Genomic DNA, 17,799 nt, shown 5'->3' with positions numbered 1-17,799 from the left:
AGCGCCTTGAGACGCTGGTCGGTAGTATAGGCTTATAGCCGTTGTGCAAACCACCCGTTGGACGGGTGGTCATGATTTATCAAGAAGGATCTACTTAATGATTCCTTGTACAGCAAGACCAAGTACTAATCCTAGAAAGATAGAAGATAGTGTACCTAATAAGAAATATTCCGCCCAGCTTCTATCTTCTAACTGTTTGAATCGTGCAATTGACTTGGCAGCAATAATAAAGGCAATAGACGAATAGGAGCCTATCACGGTTAATATAATAACAAGCAATCTTTCTATGTAGCCGATAAGTTTCCCACGCGATCGAAGTGGGGAAGAGTATGTAAAATAATGATATTCCTCCGTAAAGCTATTTTCCATCTTAGGTTGACTTTTTTCTGTTGTATCATTCATTTGATGTCTTAATGTTAGTTCACCTTCAAAATTTACAAGTTCTGAGGGCAATGAACCAACTATAAATTTAACGATATGACCGCTGACACTTGTTGCTAAAATATAAATAATAGAAATAAATAAAAATGTATTAAACGGGCTTAAACCGTTTGTCCCATATAAGTCTAGCAAACTAGTCGTCATTTCTGCGACTTTCATACGAAAGAAAAGGAGGCATGCAATGATGATCATCATTGCATGTAATACTTGATCTAATAGAAAGTATCTCAGTCTTATAATATGATCCGTTGGGCTTCTTTTAATGGAGTCTACTAGCTTTATTTTTAACATATCAATCAGGAGATGTGTGATAATAATAAAAATTAAAGGTAGAATAAAATACATTATTATATTTTGAAACTCATATTGATAACCCCATATAATAGCAAGTACAATTCCAGTTGTTAGTAAATGGTGAAATATATGTTTCTTTAAATGTTTTATTTTATTTTTTACCATTTGATCCGTTTGCAACCAAAAGTCAGCTATTAAATGTGCAAGTAGTAGTAATAGTACAGTCATGATAATCTCCCTTCTTTAGGAAAATAATCCTGTAAATGGTTTAATACATGCTGTCGAATGGTTGTTTGCAGCTTATCAGTTAGATGATATTTATCATGTGCTTCTAATGAATCCAGTACATTAACAATGTCATAAAAAGTGTTTAAGATGACTTGCGTTTTACCTTTTTTCATATGATTTGATATAGTAGCTGTTGTTCTATCAAGATATTGACTTATTTTATTTTGTTGACCGAGGATTAAATACAAAGAACAGACGAGAGATTGTATTTGAGTTTGTTCGTTAATTTGTTCTTGCTTTAGGGTTAAACTCGTATTTATTAATGTTTCGAACTGTTTGCTAAAAACAGTGAATCCTTGTTCATCTGATAAACCAGGTAATTCAAAGCGAAATAGCAATCTGTTCTGTTGTTTTTTTAGATAATCATTGGCATTTCTTGCATGTTTCATTAATGGATGAATCCAAGTTTCTATGTTTATAGCATTTACATCCTCTTGGATATTGCCAAACGATAGACCAAAATAAGGTTTATGATTTGCGAACTTCCAAATACGGCTTATATAGAAGGCAAGTGTATATGCCGATGCATAGCCACTACATACCACGGCCAATTCATCACCAGCACGATGACTGATCTTGGTCACAACAGTATCTTTTGTCCAATCTGCAATGCTCATTTTTAATTGCTGCAGATATTCACTTAATTCATTACCGATATTTTCTTTAGATGAATTACTTACATCCATGATAAAGACGGAGACTCCATTTAACATGTATAAACAGTTCCTTTCTTATCCAACGTACAGAGAAGTTTGATTATATAATCGAATATAACAAAAGTTAGATGAAATAGTCAAACTTAATATAAGTTAGATGATTTAGACTAAAACATACTATGGTAAAGTAATTAACTCAAGTTTCGGAGTGAAAAATTGGTTAAAAGCAGCAACAACACTGCTTATCATATGAATAAGATTAGCATTGTATTAGATGGTGCTGTTCCAAATGAAGAAATCTATCACCACATAGATTTAAGCTATAATTTAACAAAAATTTAACAAAGTAATAAAGCTTTTAGAGCAGTTTAGAGGATGCAAAAGATAAAAACTATTCAGAGACTTAATGGTATTTTATGTAACTTAATTATTCTAAAAAAGTAATAAATGTATATCTTGACCCGTAAAATTTACAGGAGGGGTTTATAGAAGAAAGAAAAATTTTAACGAGGGAAGTTTAAGCAGAGTTTTATACATCTAGCCGGAAAGTATATGAAAACGCATACAACCCTTGACTTCATTTTGACAAATTTTAATTTTAAGGAGGCGATTGACAATAGTATTGAATCAACATAATACTAATGTGTTTGATGCTGTGGTAGTTGGAGCGGGTTTTTCTGGATTATATATGCTTCATCGATTACGGGAGGCAGGTTATTCGGTTCGCGTTTATGAAGCCGGTGAAGATATTGGGGGAACCTGGTATTGGAACCGCTACCCCGGTGCGCGTTGTGACATCGAGAGTATCTACTATAATTATACTTTTTCAGAAGAGATTTTGAACGAATGGACTTGGTCTTCCAGATATGCTGAGCAACCGGAAATACTAAACTATATAAATTTTGTAGCGGATAAATTGGATTTGCGTCGGGACATTCAGTTCAATACACGGATCACAGCTGCCCGCTACAATGAACAAAACCGTAACTGGGAGATTGGAATGGAAGACGGCACGCAAGTCACAGCTGAGTACTTTATTACGGCATTAGGGTGCCTTTCTGCCTCTAACATACCAAAATTTAAAGGGTTAGACAGCTTCAAAAAAGAGGTATATCACACAGGAAGATGGCCGCAAGAAAAAGTAGACTTCAGTGGTAAGCAAGTTGGTGTGATTGGAACCGGATCAAGTGGAATTCAAGCAATTCCGGTTATTGCCAAAGAAGCTGGCCACCTCACCGTGTTTCAGAGGACACCGCAGTATAGCTGTCCAGCGCAAAATCATCCGTATGATTCCGAAGTAATCAACGAAACAAGGCAAAATTACGCAGAAATTAAACAACTTATGCGTTACTCGATGCACGGAGTTCCATCCGCACCTCGGATGAAATCAGCCCTGGAGGATTCCCCAGAAGAAAGAGAGCGTCTATACGAAAAGGCATGGCAGGAGGGTGGATTATTTACCCTAACCTATAACTACAATGACATTGGAATACTACCTGAAGCAAATGAAACCGCCGCAACCTTTATCCGCTCTAAAATTAAGAAAATTGTCCAAGACCCAGAAGTAGCACAAAAACTAATGCCAACCTATTACTACGCTACAAAACGCCCCATTATTGACACTAACTATTTTGAAACCTATAACCGAGAAAATGTCTCCCTTATTGATATAAAGGCAGAGCCTATTACGGAAATTACCCCAAATGGGATCAAAACGACAGATAAGGAATATGAATTAGACGTCCTTGTGTTTGCAACTGGCTTTGACGCTATGACAGGTCCTTTGTTTAAAATTGATATTCGTGGGAAGAATGATGTGTCGCTTAAGGAGAAATGGGAAGATGGTGCTGATTTAAAGACTTATCTTGGCCTGTCCACTTCCGGTTTCCCGAACATGTTTATGTTGACTGGTCCTCAGAGTCCATCAGTCCTAAGCAACATGATGGTTTCCATTGAGCAGCACGTAGAATGGGTTGCGGATTGCATTGATTACCTTCGTGAACATCATTTAGAAGCATTTGAGGCTACAATAGAGGCAGAAGAATTTTGGAGCCAGCAATGTCAGGCAATTGCCGACATGTCTCTGCTAACCAAAACAGATTCATGGTATATGGGAGCCAATATCGAAGGCAAACCGCGGAGATTTCTCGCCTTTTCCGGAGGGGTAGGGCTTTATCGTTTAATTTGTGATGATGTAGCAGCTAGGGGCTATGAAGGGTTTACATCCCTATTATCTTCCAATGGAACTGATGAAAGTTTAGTTAAAGAGGGATTTTTCAAGGCCGATATTGACCCGCAAGCTTGGTTTGTTTTAAAACAATTGGAGGCTACAGGAGCACCGCCAATGGAGTCACTTACACCAGATCAAGCGAGAAAGTCCGCTGATTTTCAATTGTTGGCAGGAGCTCCAGAAGAGGTAGAAACAGTAATAAACAGGACGATTCCACTGGCTGACGGGGAAATTACTGTTCGGATTTACACACCAGCCAGTGAAGGCCCATTGCCAGCATTGGTGTACTACCATGGCGGCGGCTGGGTTATCGGCAATTTAGACACCGTCGATGTGCCTTGCCGAATGTTAGCAAACAGAGCCCGTTGTGTTGTAGTGTCGGTTGATTACCGTTTGGCACCAGAGTACAAATTTCCGACGGCTACTGAAGATGCATATGCGGCCGTAAAGTGGGTGGCAGAAAATGCTGAATCAATTCGGGTAGATCCTGACCGTATTGCCGTTGGTGGTGACAGTGCAGGTGGAAATCTCGCGGCAGTTGTAGCCTTGATGGCCCGAGATCGGAAAGGTCCTTCGCTTGTATATCAAATGCTAATCTATCCGGTAACCAATCATTCCTATGACACAGAATCTTATAACGAAAATGCAGAAGGGTACTTTTTAACAAAGAATACAATGGTTTGGTTTTGGAATCACTATTTACGTGATGAGCAGGACGGCAAAAATCCATACGCTTCACCATTATTGGCCGATGACGTAAGGGGACTGCCGCCAGCTCTGGTAATTACGGCAGGATATGATCCATTGCGTGATGAAGGAGAAGCTTATGCGGAACGCCTAAAAACAGCAGGTGTACCAGTTGAACTGACGCGCTATGACGGAATGATCCACGGTTTCTTTTGGATGCCAGGAGTGCTTGCCGAGGCGCATTACGGGATCAACCAGGCGGCGAATGCTTTAAGCCGTGCTTTTCATGTGGTGTAAATGATCTAGATAGATTCCGAGTTTTTAGGAGGTTAAATACACATGTGAATATCTAAATATTAAATACTTAGACGTAGGTGTTAGCGGCATCTACGTCTTTGTTTTATGTTACTCATATTGTAGTACAATTATCACGATAATCAACATAGATCCATATTTGCACCAATAGATTTATGTGTTTCTTGATGTAATATAGCTGAATAACTTAAGTGATATGATATAAGTGAGTATATAAAGGGAAATATTTAAACTAATGTGGCAGTTTAGTGTAAGAGCAATATATTATAAATAAAGGGTTTTCATATTCATCTAATTAGATTATAATCTAATTAGTGTAGGAGGGATTATTATGCAATTAGATCGAATCGTTAATTTTCATAAAACAATTGGAGACAAAACTCGAATCCGCATTATTAGCCTATTGAAAGCAGGGCCACTACATGGTCAAGCAATTGCAGGCAAGTTAGGGTTAAAGCCGCCGACAATTTCTCATCATTTATCAAAATTAAAAGAGATTGATATTGTTTATCAACGGCGAGATAAGAATACAATTTATTTTTATTTAAACAAAGATAAACTTGAACGAATGGCGCTTGAGATCATCCGAATCGGGGATGAAGAAATGTGTGAAAGATTCGATATAACAGATGAAGAAAAATCAAAGGTCATTAAGAACTTCATAGATGGTAATGGAAAATTAAAGGCGTTGCCTGCCCAAAGAAAAAAGAAGCTGATTCTTTTAGAATATATGTTGCGTGGTCTAGAACATGGAAAAGCGTATAAAGAAACAGAAATCAATGAATATATTCAGCAATATCATCAAGATTTCGCAACGATTAGGCGTGAATTTGTAATGGCTCATTTTATGTATCGCCAAGATAGTATTTATGAACTAAATCCAGTTGAAATGTGGCCTGTATAATCAGGTCATTTTTTTGAACATCTAATTAGATGGATGTCTATTTTGTTGGAGGGGATATTTTGCATGGTTTTCAAATATTGAAAAAGGAGCCAAAATATCAAATTATATTTTGGAGTTCCGTGTTGAATGGTATTGGGGGACGATTCGCTCAAGTTGGTTCTTTTGCGCTGCTTTATCTATTAACTGAATCTGGGGTCGCTTTAGGGATACTTATGGCTCTCCTTGTCTTACCAACAATTATATTCGCTCCTATTAGTGGATACCTGGCCGATTGTTTTCATAAGGCGAAGCTGTTATTTTGGACAGACCTTTTAAGAACACCATTCGCATTACTCCCAATCTGGGCAGCAATTACAGAACAGTTGGGCTTGTTGTATCTTAGTACATTTATTATCGCTAGTGGGCAGGCAGTTTATAACCCAGTTCGATTTTCGATTATTCCCGATATCGTTGAAAAAAAATTTAGTTTCGATTAATGGTTTAGAGCAGAATATTGTAGGGGTAACACTTGTTTTTGGCTCACTTCTTGGAGGTATAATCGCTTTTTTATCTAATGTGAATGTTTTATTTTTCTTCCATGCGGCATTTCTTTTTTTAGCAGCAATTTTAATGTGGCGTTTAACAAGATGTGACATTAATAGGAGTTCGAAAATTGAAGTTGTAGAATCTTCATTGAAAGAAAGTGGGTTTCTTATAATAAGAGTTGCTTTATTACGCGTATTTTTGATGGTCATGCTACTCATCATGCCCCTTGCAAATGGTGTTGATAATGTAATATTTAACTTAATTGCATTAGAGGTTTTTGATAAAGGAGATTTAGGAGTTGGTTTAATTTATGCAGCCTTAGGAATGGGGTTTGTCTTAAGTTCAACAATGGTTAAGTGGATTCGTGGAAAATATATTGCGATAGGGGTTTTAATGATTTTACTGGAGGGCGTAGGTCATTTATTACTTAGTCAATCATTCTTTTTTGTGCAAGCTATAGTGCTTGCCATTTCAATAACTTTTGTAGGTGGAATAAGCAATATATGCTTTGATACTGTTTTGATGAAAATACTACCTGCTTCCAAACGGGGATTTCTATTTGGTGCTTTAACTATGTTTCAGAATAGTTCAATGGGAATTGCAATGATTGGAGCAGGGTTTTTAACGGAATGGCTTCCTCCTTTGCAAAGCTCTTTTCTTGTTGGTGTTACGTATATTATATTTGCATTAGTCTTTATGTTGGTATTTAGAATTTTTAATTTCCGTGCATCAATACGAAAACTAAAAAGATCAGATATCAGATAGCCATTAAGTTTTTAACTGTCATAAGCATTCCTAGCTTCTATCCCAAATTAAAGGAACATATGTATACGTATCAGATTCAACCAGAAGATACACTTTTATTTAGATTGAAAGGTCTTCCATCGAGAGCAAAAGCGTTAAATCTCCTTACCAACCGTCTTTGTAAAGAGTTGGAATGAGAGGGAGGAGAGAAAATCACACCACCATAGATTCATGGGTAACGTTTTCCACCATTTTGGCGGAAAAAGGCGTAGAGATGACAGCAATTAAATTTTTATAAGGGTATAGTAAACAAGATAATCTCAAGTATTATGCTAGAAAACAAAATCGTCTGTTAGGTATTTTAAGATTTGAGATCAATCATATGAAAAAGAATTAATGAAACATGTACCGCAAAAACAAGCACTCACAGAAAATGAAAACAAATTACTTTACTGACAACAGGAACTAATTAGTACAGTATCAAAAGTTAGAAGGACGCTGTATTAGTTAGTTCCTAATAATTTTTATTATAGTAACTAGTAACTCAGAGGAGTGAGATATTTGTTCGGTACGCTTTCATTTTTATCGGGTTTACATAATCTTTATTATAGGAAGTCGTGTTAAAAGCCAAAAATCAATCTCAAAATAAAAGTATACTTAAGATAGTGAGATAAAATTTAATTTTTTTATGAATATATAATTCTGTTTCTAGAAGAAATTTATTTAACAATTTAGATCAATCCTGACGTTTAAGAAAATTTTTCCTTCCCAATCGACACAAAAGTAAATATATTTCACTACGTCTTACACAGTTGAATTCCATATTTATAAAAATAAAAAAAGCCACATACTTTTTAGTAGTGACTTTCCTCAAATTATCTATTCTCAAAAAATTTACGGTTTAATTCGATATATTCCGTTTCAGCTTCTGGAACCTCATCTTCCATGAAAATTGCCTCGACAGGACAAACAGCTTCACATGCGCCGCAATCTATACATATATCAGGATCGATATAGAACATATCTTCTCCTTCTTCAATACAGTCTACAGGACAAACTTCTACACATTCTCCAGCTTTTTCGGTTTTACATGGTGATGTTATAATAAAAGCCAATACAATCTCCTCCTACCTTCATTGCAAAATACGATTCTCCATTAGATAGTATAACTTATTTCTACAATAAAATAAAAGATTCATCTTTCAATCAATTATTTAATTATCCATAAATAACGCAAATAAATACCCCCAACAGTTAGAAGTGAATCTAACTGTTGGGAGTTCCCATACTATTTTACTTCTTTGAAATACTCTTTTAAATAACCGCCAATTCGATTGCTATTATCTTTTATAAAGTAAAATTCATCTGTCTCATTTTTCACATCGTAGATTTTTCCAGGTGTCAATTTATTATCAACCATAAATTTCTTTGCATTCGCGTGTACACATTCGATTTGTTTTATTGTCTCGTTATTTTCCCATTTTAAATGCATCATTTTTTATCACTCCGTTACTAGTTAACATAATAAAGTTATGGTAAACTTATATTTTTATTCAAATAAATACAGATAATTTGCATATCCTTTTTCTTTCATTTCTTCTTTAGGGATAAATTTCATCGCTGCAGAATTCATGCAATACCGTAATCCTCCAGTCTCCCTTGGCCCATCTTCAAATACATGTCCTAGATGTGAATCAGCTTTTCGACTGCGGACCTCCGTACGTATCATACCATGTGATTGATCGAGATGTTCTGTTACTTGATAAGAATCAACTGGTTTGGTGAAGCTTGGCCAACCACATCCCGCATCATATTGATCCTTAGAAGAAAATAGCACTTCACCTGAGATGACATCAACGTATATACCTTCTTTTGTGTTATTCCAATATTCGTTTTGAAAAGGTCTTTCCGTTCCGTTTTCTTGCGTTACATGATATTGAATTGGGGTGAGCTGTTCTTTCAATTTAGATTTATCTACGCTCATGCCCCATGTTGACTTAATGTAATCTTCTCTTCCAGATCCTTTTTTGTATAATCTATAATGGAAAGATTGCTTTTTATAATAATCTTGGTGATTCTCTTCTGCAGGATAGAATGGTTTTGCAGGTAAAATTTTAGTTACAATTGGTTTAGAAAATTTCCCACTTTCCTCAAGTGCCTGCTTAGAACTCTCAGCAATTGCCTTTTGTTCATCATTGTGATAGAAAATTGCAGTTTGGTATGATTCTCCACGATCATTGAATTGTCCACCTGGATCTGTTGGATCAATTTGCTGCCAAAACGTATCAACAAGTCGTTCATATGGCATGATGGCTGGGTCAAATGTGATTTGAACAGCTTCTACATGTCCTGTTGTATTTGAACAGACTTGTTCATACGTAGGATTTTCTATATTTCCACCTGTATATCCAGAGATTACATTTTCTACACCGGGTCTAGTATCAAATGGTTCAACCATACACCAGAAGCAACCACCAGCAAAAGTCGCCTTTTCTATATTTGAAGCCATCTTCGTACCTCCATTTTTAGGATGTTTATTTCTATTCTTCCTTTTTTTATAGAAAAATGCAAGCGCTCTGCTTAAATAAATAATTTTGGTGTCGAAAGGCCTTTTTCCTCTTTAGAACTTTGTGATATAACCTCTTCATTACTTTCCGATTTTTCTTTTTCTGTACTAATAGAATCATCTGCTAATTCATCAGAATTTAATTCTATATTTCCTTGCTTATTTTCTTCTTTATCGTCATCATTTTCAGATGCATCTTCTATTTTATCTATATCTTTAAATGCTTTCATCATACGGTACATCGCTGGGAGATTTTTAATCATTGGTCCATATTCCTGAACGATTGGGGCCGTGGACTGAACGACATTTAATACTTGTTGAATATTTCCTAAGGTTTTTGAAAGCCCCCCTCCCGCTGATATACCTCCAGTTCCGAACTGTTGCTGCGAACCTAATAGACGTCCCAATAAATTTGGTTTTGCATTGTTAGTAGGAACTGATCTTGATCGAAGTCCGAATCCTCTATTTGGAGGTTGTGGTCTGCCGAAGCCTAATTGATTCCGGGGTGGTGGCATCGGGTACCTATATTGTTGTCTTTGAGTTGGAAATAACATATTGATCCCCTTCCCCATTGCTTGATATCTAACTTTTTTAGATGTTAAACCTGAAAAATTTTATTCTTATATCTAACCTATTTTACGATAAATGACTATAAAGTGTGTAGGCTAAAGAAAACATAAATCACTTATAAAATGATGAAATATTCTATTATTTCCTGGGTAAGCGCAATAAGCTACAAGAAATTTAAATTTCTTTAATTGTTTTGTGATATATTGCTGTTTTTTGACATATTAGGTCGATTAGAGATCTTATTAAAAAAACATTCAGTAGGCTTAATATCGCTACTGAATGTTTTATCATTATCTTTCGGTATAAGCATCCCAAAGCTCATCAAATACGATAAGTGCGTTTGGGAAAGGGCTATTCCATTCAAGATAGTTGCTTATTTCATGGTAATCAGAAGAATGCTTAGGGAAATTATGGTCACGAAAAGCCCAGTCAGCTAAATTACTCTGGTCATCAGGAGTTTTCTTACCTCTATAAGTCATTAAAAACTGGTAAAATGAACGCATATATTTCCCCCTTCCTAATAAACGTTTCCAGATTTCATATATTCTTCATGCTTTTTCTGCTTGTTACGAAATACTCGACTACATAAAGTAATGCTTATTTCATAAATTAAGATGAGTGGCACGGAAACCAATAGTGGTAAAAAGAAATCTGGTGGTGTAATCATCGTACTAATTACAATCAATAGAAAATAAGCATATCTTCTTGTTTTTTTCATGAAATCTGGAGTTAAAATTCCCAAGTTAGTTAAGAACATAACAACAATTGGTAATTCAAATAACGCTGCTAACGGCAATGTAACTCGTATTAAAAATTTAAAGTACCCATCAACCGTAAACATGATATCAAACATTCCATTGTTTAAATTCAAAAGAAACGGAATAATAAAATGTGTGAAAAGAAAATAACCGAAAACCATTCCCGCTACAAACAAAACAAAAACAGCAGGTATGTAAGGGAGTGTAACCTTCCTCTCACGTGGTGTCAATCCAGGTTTTACAAACGCCCAAATTTGATAAGCAATAATTGGCAATGTTCCTGCAAGAGCGATTACACCAGCAAGTGAAAAATAGATCCAGATAATTTCTCCAGGGCTTATGGCTGTTAATTTAAAATCAAGTTCTTTAGCAAAAAACCAATAAATATCTTCAATATAGATAAAACCAGCAATAAAAATGACAATAAAAAATATTCCCGTGAACATGATCCTATTTCTTAGTTCAGATAGATGACCAACAACGTCCATGTCTCTTTCTTTTTTATTTTTATGGTTTTTTCCCATATTAACACTCCTTCTATAAGAACAAAAGAAGATGTAAGGTCAGGGCCTTACACCTTCCACATATATACCTATATGCTACTTTTTCGCATCATCGCTCATGTCTTGAACTGCTTTTTTAAACTCTTTTAAAGTTGAGCCAAAAGCCTTTCCAATCTCAGGCAATTTGGAAGGACCAAAAACAACTAAAGCAACAATTAAAATTAGAATTAATCCTGGAAACCCAATACCCATTATAAACACTCCAAGAGATTATTTATCATCTTTATCTGTAACAATAGCTTTCACTTCATCGATTTCTTCTTTGGCATCACTAGTCAAGTCATTTGCGGATTTCTTAAATTCTTTTAGTGTTTCCCCGGCAGCCTTTCCAATCTCAGGCAACTTTTTTGGCCCGAAAACAACTAAAGCAATAATTAAGATTAAAATCAAACCTGGAACTCCAATAGCTCCTAAGCCCATATTGACACCTTCTTTTGTTAGTATACTTATGTAAACCTTTTACTACTTTTATTTAATATTACCATGTTAGCCTTCGAATAGACAAGCATAACTCATTTTCTTCTATCATATTGTAAGAAATAATAGTCATAAGGGTTTTTTTCATCCTTATCCCCTTTAACCTTAGTAGTCAAAACCCAGTCTGAATCAGAAAACGCTGGAAAATACGTATCACCAGCAAATTCTTCTTCAATCCATGTAATATACATACGATCTGCTAAGGGCAGTACTTGATTGAATATATTTCCCCCACCAATAACAAAAAACTCTTCATCTGGTTTTTCTTTATTCCATTTTACTACGGTATCAATGTCCGTTACAACTTCAATATTCTCCGGAAAGCGAGAACCCTTCTTTGTTATAACTACATTCCTACGATTTGGTAAAGCTTTACCAATGGAATCAAATGTCTTTCTCCCCATAATGATTGTATTGCCGGTGGTTTTTTCTTTAAAGAATTTTAAATCCTTAGGAAGATGCCATGGTAAATCATTATTGGCGCCGATAACGCGATTTTTATCCATAGCTACTAATAGTGAAATCATCAAGATCACTCCTGCTAGTCTATATTTTATACAGCAATTGGCGCTTTTATCGTTGGATATGGATTATAATCGACTACTTCGATATCGTCGACTTCATAATCAAAAATAGATTGTTTTTCCTGATTAAGTTTTAAAGTTGGAAAAGATTTTGGTTCACGCTCAAGTTGAGTTCGGACTTGTTCGACATGATTGGAATAAATATGAGCGTCTCCTAACGTATGAACAAACTCTCCCACCTCTAGATTACACTCTTTAGCAATTAGATGGGTTAGTAGTGCATAACTAGCAATATTAAATGGAACACCTAAAAATACATCTCCACTTCTTTGATATAGCTGACAGGATATTTTTCCATCCGCTACATAGAATTGGAATAATGTATGACATGGCGGAAGTGCCATATTTGGAATATCCTCTGGATTCCATGCAGAAACAATATGTCTTCTTGAATTTGGATTATGTTTAATTCCTTCGATTAGATCTTTTAATTGATCAATCGTTTCATTTTGAGATGTTTTCCAATTTCTCCACTGTTTTCCATAAACAGCACCAAGATGACCATATTTTTCAGCAAATGTTTCATCTGTTAATATTTTTTCCTTAAATAGAGCCATTTGTTCCTGAAATAGCTCATTAAATTCTGGATCCTTTTGACATCTAATTCCGAAGTTAGTCATGTCAGGGCCGGTGTATTCCTCACTTTTCACCCATTTTTCAAATGCCCATTCATTCCAAATGTTATTATTATGTTGTAATAAATAACGAATATTTGTGTCTCCTTTCATAAACCAAAGAAGTTCAGAGACAATTAATTTAAATGGGATTCTTTTCGTCGTTAATAATGGAAATCCTTCTTGTAAATCAAATCTCATTTGATGTCCAAAGATAGAATAAGTTCCAGTATTTGTTCGGTCATCACGTTTATTACCATTTTCAAGTATATGTTGACATAAGTCTAAGTAAGCTTGTTCGCCTTTTATCACGGAATAACCTCCATCTTTTTATAACTATTCAATACACTATATTAACATATTCCGACATTTTTCTACTACCATTCTCTATGAAATTGTTCTAAAAATTGTTCCATAAATTGATGGCGATCTGCAGCAATTTGTTTTGCTTTTTCTGTATTCATCTGATCTTTCAGTCTTAGTAATTTATCATAAAAATGTTGTATAGATGTATCTTGAGGAATTTCATTGTAAATGAATTGGCCCTTTGCTCCCCCATATGCAAAAGTCCGTGCAATACCAACCGCTCCTATTGCGTCTAATCGATCAGCATCCTGAACGATTCTACCTTCTAACGATTCAGGGATGCTCCCTTTACTAAAAGATATATTTTGAATAATATCATTAATCATCTCGATTTCATTATCACTCAACGAAATGTTTTTTAGAAATTGATTCATCTCCTCCAACACTTGTTTCGGTTGTTGGAAAAGCTTATAGTCCCCAATATCGTGTAACCAAGCAGCAGCCTCACAAAGAAATTCATCTGCATTTTCATATTCGGCTATAAATTTAGCCATTTTCGCAACCCTTTTCATATGATAAAAATCATGGCCAGTAACATCCAACTTAAAAAGTTCTTTAACATATTGTTGCATTGCATTCAATTGTTCCTCTTTTTTCATCCTACACACACTCCATATTCATTCTAATTATATTATTATGTATAAAACTTCGGATTTTGTAAACGTTATAAATGTAGAGACAAAAAGTCATAAGTGATTTAGTAAAATATGGCAGCAATTTCTTGACTAACGCTTTCAAATAAGCTATATTAAACATAAGCAAAGAAGATGTACGGATTCATTAATAAACAGGCAACTTCCTAATAGAAGCGGATGTAATAATGATCCTACACTTCTAGTGGAAAGTTGCCTTTTTTATTTAATGTTTTTGTCTCTCTACTTTGTATTAACACGTTTTAATGAACGTTCAAAAAGGAAGATGAAAAGGACCGGGGTCGGCTAAAGTCAGTCGCAACGTCCTGGGGCTTCGATTACTCGCCCCACCGTAAAGATTTGTTGAACGCCGACACTAGCACGTCCTGTGCGTCGCAGTTCGAGGTGGCGTAGCTTTGAGGAACGGAACGTATGCAATTAATACGTGAGTACCGGTGAGTCTTGCCAACTAGAAACGTTGAAGTGTCATTTTCACCGGATTTTTGAACAACCTTTACGACGTGAAAGTTTTTAGGAGGATTAACATGCAAAACGGTGTAGTAAAATGGTTTAATGCTGAAAAAGGCTATGGTTTCATTCAATTAGAGGATGGAAATGATGTATTCGTACATTATTCTGCAATTCAAGAAGAAGGATTCAAATCTTTAGAAGAAGGCCAAGAAGTATCTTTTGAAATTGTAGAAGGCGAACGTGGCCCTCAAGCTGCTAATGTTGTAAAAAAATAGAATATAATAAAAAACTTATATAATACAGCGGGACTCCATTAGGGGTTCCGCTTTTTTGCACTTTTAAATCTTCCCTTTCCCCACTTATCCCTCCTCTCCTTTTCTCATTCAGATGACAGAATAAGAACATATATTCTATTTCTATCACATTATGTTCACAAACTTTTTCAACCAAAAAGTTAGAAAAATCGATAACTCACGGCCAATAAGGGTTCTTGAACAAAGTGTGAATTGTACGAAACCTTGATAAATTCTATTTTCATATTGTGTATGATAAAAACAGATAGATAACTTAGAAAGAAAAAAGGGGTGAAATGATGAAAAAGAAAACACTACCCAATTCTTCTTCACAAGAGCCAAATCTAAAAGGAACCATTATCTCTGTCTCTATTGTTGGCTTTATTATTGTGGCTTCATGGTTTGCAGTTTTTGGTTTATTTTTGTCTCGTTAGTTATTTCTTTAAAGGGGAGGAAAAAAGATGCATTTACACAAATATGAAAAATGGTGGTTGATTTTTGGTGTTGGTACATTAATTACTTTCTTATTGATTCTCGGTTATGGCGCCTTCTATTTAGGAACACATCCACAAAGTCATGGAATTACAATCGATCCACAAGAAATTGAAGCTGAAGAATCTTTTAAGCCCGAGAATTTAGGATTAACAAAAGTGGATGAAGGACAATATGTATTGAATGTAGTTGCTTCCGCTTTTAATTATGATTTAGGAACAGATGAAGAAGGTAAACCTGTCAAACATATTCAAATTCCAAAAGGATCAACAGTACTTGTTCAGGCAGTTACTCCTGACGTTATTCACGGTTTTAACATTGCTGGTACAAACGCAAACATGATGGTTGAACCTGGATTTATTAGTAGTATGGAAGTTACGTTAAACAAAGCAGGAGAATATACGCTATTATGTAACGAATACTGTGGATCCGGACATCATATGATGTTTGCTACTGTGGAGGTGACTGAATAATGGCTATCGAAAAATTACTAAAATATGAACAAGATAGTAGGTTTCCATTAACTTTATCTAAATCAGAATCCCGCCTTTATATGTCATTTATTAGCTTTGCATTTATCGCACTTTTTGTTGGTGGGCTTATGGGGTTATTACAAGTTCTCGTTCGATCTGGTTACTACACGTTACCAGCAGGAATTGATTATTATCAAGTATTAACAGTACATGGAGTTGTATTAGGACTGGTTTTAACCACATATTTTATTATCGGTTTCCAATATACTTTAATGGGAAAGACAGTAGGAATATCTGATACTCAGTATCGTGTAGCTTGGCTTGGTTTCTGGGTAATGACACTCGGAACCGTAATGGCAGCAATAACGATTTTATATGGAAAAGCAAGTGTACTTTATACATTTTACGCCCCACTACAAGCACACCCAGCATTTTATATTGGTTTAGCTCTTGTTATTATTGGTAGTTGGATTGCTTGTTTTGTGAATTGGCGTCAACTTTATGTATGGAAGAAAAAACATCCAGGTGAAAAATCTCCATTACTTGCTTTCATGGTAGTAATCAATATGATTATGTGGTTTATCGCAACTTTAGGTGTGGCAGCATCCGTTCTTTTACAATTCATTCCTTGGTCATTAGGATATGCCGCTACTATTGACGTTCTATTAAGTAGAACTCTATTTTGGTACTTCGGACATCCACTTGTCTATTTTTGGTTATTACCTGCATACATGGCATGGTATGCGATTATTCCTAAAATAATTGGTGGAAAAATCTTTAGTGATTCGCTTGCAAGATTATCATTTGTGTTATTTTTATTCTTCTCCATACCAGTCGGGCTGCACCATCAATTAACAGAACCAGGAGTCCAAACAACATGGAAATTTGTACAAATCATACTGACATTTATGGTTGTTGTTCCAAGTTTAATGACAGCATTCTCCATGTTTGCTACATTTGAAATTACGGGTAGAAGAAAAGGATTCGGCGGACTATTTGGATGGTTCGTTCACTTACCATGGAAAGATGTACGATTTTTAGCTCCATTTGTAGGGATGCTTGCCTTTATCCCAGGTGGTGCTGGTGGATTAATTAATGCATCTTATCAGTTAAATTCCATTATTCATAATACAATTTGGGTTACGGGACATTTTCATTTAACTGTTGCAACAACTGTTATTCTTACATTTTTCGGAATAACCTATTGGCTAGTCCCACACCTTACTGGTCGTAAATTAACACCGTCAGTTAATCGACTTGGAATCATTCAAACGATATGTTGGACAGTCGGAATGACAATTATGTCTGCAGCAATGCATATACAAGGTTTACTCGGGGGCCCAAGAAGATCTGCTTTTTCAGAATACAATGGTTCTGAGCAAGTTGCCGAGTGGGGAGCCTATCAGGTAGCTCAAGCCATTGGTGGAACCATATTATTTATTGGTATTGTCTTGATGATCTATATTTTCATAAAATTAGCTTTCTTTTCACCAAAGGGTAATGAAGAATTTCCAATTGCTGAAGAAGAAAAAGATGCAGAGCCAACGCCAATGTGGTTAGAAAAATGGAGGTTATGGGTGGCGATTACCATTGCCTTAATTCTATTTGCTTATACGATTCCAATAATGGATATCATTCAACATGCACCACCAGGTTCGGCACCATTCGCTTGGCCAATTGGTAATAATTAATCAATGAGGTATATTTTTATTATTCCTTCAATTAGATTGACCATTTGTAAGTATTCTAAAGACTTTTGCTCTGATTAGCATAAAAACTCATTTGCGATTTATAATGGCAAATGAGTTTTTTTCACTAACTAACATTTAGCTCCAATTTAAATTCCCTCACCTTTT

22 protein-coding genes are annotated in these 17,799 nt (G+C 35.4%); 9 read left to right on the top strand and 13 right to left on the bottom strand.

All coding sequences use genetic code 11. From position 1 onward, the window contains the following. Positions 1-90: 90 nt before the first annotated feature. Together ACFQ18_RS08265 and ACFQ18_RS08260 are read right to left on the bottom strand one after the other, a co-directional pair. Positions 91-963 carry a DUF3307 domain-containing protein gene (locus ACFQ18_RS08265; protein ID WP_060668502.1) on the bottom strand — a complete coding sequence of 291 codons (873 nt, stop codon included), beginning with the start codon at positions 961-963 and terminating at the stop codon, positions 91-93. After that, complete coding sequence (locus tag ACFQ18_RS08260; protein ID WP_204798121.1) at positions 960-1,736, bottom strand: hypothetical protein; 777 nt, start codon at positions 1,734-1,736, stop codon at positions 960-962. Before ACFQ18_RS08260 ends, ACFQ18_RS08265 begins: the two co-directional genes overlap by 4 nt. Before the next feature lie 159 nt (positions 1,737-1,895). On the opposite strand from ACFQ18_RS08260, the gene ACFQ18_RS08255 reads away from it, so the two are divergent. From ACFQ18_RS08255 to ACFQ18_RS08235, 5 genes are all read left to right on the top strand, one after another. After that, complete coding sequence (locus tag ACFQ18_RS08255) at positions 1,896-2,021, top strand: hypothetical protein (protein WP_338113650.1); 126 nt, start codon at positions 1,896-1,898, stop codon at positions 2,019-2,021. Between the two features lie 280 nt (positions 2,022-2,301). Next, entirely contained in the window at positions 2,302-4,893 is a 2,592-nt protein-coding gene (locus ACFQ18_RS08250; RefSeq protein WP_379566130.1) for a flavin-containing monooxygenase, read from the top strand. 349 nt (positions 4,894-5,242) lie between these two features. After that, positions 5,243-5,815 (top strand): DUF2087 domain-containing protein, encoded by a 573-nt coding sequence (locus ACFQ18_RS08245; RefSeq protein WP_204798120.1) that lies wholly within the window; start codon positions 5,243-5,245, stop codon positions 5,813-5,815. Between the two features lie 59 nt (positions 5,816-5,874). Next, entirely contained in the window at positions 5,875-6,291 is a 417-nt protein-coding gene (locus tag ACFQ18_RS08240) for an MFS transporter (protein ID WP_204798119.1), read from the top strand. Continuing rightward, positions 6,266-7,105, top strand: a complete 840-nt coding sequence (locus ACFQ18_RS08235; protein WP_204798118.1) for an MFS transporter — start codon at positions 6,266-6,268, stop codon at positions 7,103-7,105. The genes ACFQ18_RS08240 and ACFQ18_RS08235 overlap by 26 nt, the downstream gene beginning before the upstream one ends. 854 nt (positions 7,106-7,959) lie before the next feature. Here ACFQ18_RS08235 and ACFQ18_RS08230 read toward each other — a convergent pair. The 11 genes from ACFQ18_RS08230 to ACFQ18_RS08180 form a co-directional block, all read right to left on the bottom strand. Continuing rightward, positions 7,960-8,199: an indolepyruvate ferredoxin oxidoreductase subunit alpha gene (locus tag ACFQ18_RS08230; protein WP_047185065.1), complete on the bottom strand. Its 240-nt coding sequence runs from the start codon at positions 8,197-8,199 to the stop codon at positions 7,960-7,962. 173 nt (positions 8,200-8,372) lie between these two features. Beyond that, positions 8,373-8,579 (bottom strand): DUF6501 family protein, encoded by a 207-nt coding sequence (locus ACFQ18_RS08225; protein WP_047185064.1) that lies wholly within the window; start codon positions 8,577-8,579, stop codon positions 8,373-8,375. 54 nt (positions 8,580-8,633) lie between these two features. Then, the gene (gene msrA / locus ACFQ18_RS08220; RefSeq protein ID WP_204798117.1) at positions 8,634-9,593 is read right to left on the bottom strand and encodes a peptide-methionine (S)-S-oxide reductase MsrA; all 960 of its coding nucleotides are present in this window, start codon (positions 9,591-9,593) and stop codon (positions 8,634-8,636) included. Between the two features lie 71 nt (positions 9,594-9,664). Further along, complete coding sequence (gene vrrA, locus ACFQ18_RS08215; RefSeq protein ID WP_204798116.1) at positions 9,665-10,204, bottom strand: VrrA/YqfQ family protein; 540 nt, start codon at positions 10,202-10,204, stop codon at positions 9,665-9,667. A gap of 306 nt (positions 10,205-10,510) precedes the next feature. Then, positions 10,511-10,723 carry a YozE family protein gene (locus ACFQ18_RS08210; protein ID WP_047185061.1) on the bottom strand — a complete coding sequence of 71 codons (213 nt, stop codon included), beginning with the start codon at positions 10,721-10,723 and terminating at the stop codon, positions 10,511-10,513. Between the two features lie 14 nt (positions 10,724-10,737). Beyond that, entirely contained in the window at positions 10,738-11,502 is a 765-nt protein-coding gene (tatC, locus tag ACFQ18_RS08205) for a twin-arginine translocase subunit TatC (RefSeq protein ID WP_047185060.1), read from the bottom strand. Positions 11,503-11,577: 75 nt separating this feature from the next. Then, the gene (locus ACFQ18_RS08200) at positions 11,578-11,733 is read right to left on the bottom strand and encodes a twin-arginine translocase TatA/TatE family subunit (protein ID WP_060668510.1); all 156 of its coding nucleotides are present in this window, start codon (positions 11,731-11,733) and stop codon (positions 11,578-11,580) included. An 18-nt stretch (positions 11,734-11,751) separates the two neighbouring features. Next, the gene (gene tatA / locus ACFQ18_RS08195) at positions 11,752-11,961 is read right to left on the bottom strand and encodes a twin-arginine translocase TatA/TatE family subunit (protein ID WP_047185059.1); all 210 of its coding nucleotides are present in this window, start codon (positions 11,959-11,961) and stop codon (positions 11,752-11,754) included. 92 nt (positions 11,962-12,053) lie between these two features. Continuing rightward, complete coding sequence (locus tag ACFQ18_RS08190; protein ID WP_145543192.1) at positions 12,054-12,545, bottom strand: dihydrofolate reductase; 492 nt, start codon at positions 12,543-12,545, stop codon at positions 12,054-12,056. A 26-nt stretch (positions 12,546-12,571) separates the two neighbouring features. Further along, complete coding sequence (locus ACFQ18_RS08185) at positions 12,572-13,528, bottom strand: thymidylate synthase (RefSeq protein WP_047185057.1); 957 nt, start codon at positions 13,526-13,528, stop codon at positions 12,572-12,574. Positions 13,529-13,593: 65 nt separating this feature from the next. After that, positions 13,594-14,181 (bottom strand): HD domain-containing protein, encoded by a 588-nt coding sequence (locus ACFQ18_RS08180; RefSeq protein ID WP_204798115.1) that lies wholly within the window; start codon positions 14,179-14,181, stop codon positions 13,594-13,596. Positions 14,182-14,759: 578 nt separating this feature from the next. On the opposite strand from ACFQ18_RS08180, the gene ACFQ18_RS08175 reads away from it, so the two are divergent. The 4 genes from ACFQ18_RS08175 to ACFQ18_RS08160 all read left to right on the top strand — a co-directional run bounded on the left by ACFQ18_RS08175 (position 14,760) and on the right by ACFQ18_RS08160 (position 17,634). Next, positions 14,760-14,960 (top strand): cold-shock protein, encoded by a 201-nt coding sequence (locus tag ACFQ18_RS08175; RefSeq protein WP_047185055.1) that lies wholly within the window; start codon positions 14,760-14,762, stop codon positions 14,958-14,960. A 317-nt stretch (positions 14,961-15,277) separates the two neighbouring features. Continuing rightward, a complete protein-coding gene (locus ACFQ18_RS08170; protein ID WP_060668263.1) occupies positions 15,278-15,412 on the top strand; it encodes a hypothetical protein in 135 nt (44 codons plus the stop codon). Between the two features lie 27 nt (positions 15,413-15,439). Further along, complete coding sequence (locus ACFQ18_RS08165) at positions 15,440-15,943, top strand: cytochrome B5 (protein ID WP_204798114.1); 504 nt, start codon at positions 15,440-15,442, stop codon at positions 15,941-15,943. Beyond that, positions 15,943-17,634 (top strand): b(o/a)3-type cytochrome-c oxidase subunit 1, encoded by a 1,692-nt coding sequence (locus tag ACFQ18_RS08160; protein WP_204798113.1) that lies wholly within the window; start codon positions 15,943-15,945, stop codon positions 17,632-17,634. The genes ACFQ18_RS08165 and ACFQ18_RS08160 overlap by 1 nt, the downstream gene beginning before the upstream one ends. Positions 17,635-17,799 lie beyond the last annotated feature (165 nt).

It is taken from the genome of Oceanobacillus caeni (assembly GCF_042678465.1).
In the GTDB taxonomy this organism is placed as follows: Bacteria; Bacillota; Bacilli; order Bacillales; family Amphibacillaceae; genus Oceanobacillus; species Oceanobacillus caeni.
This window is presented reverse-complemented; position numbering and strand designations above follow the sequence as displayed.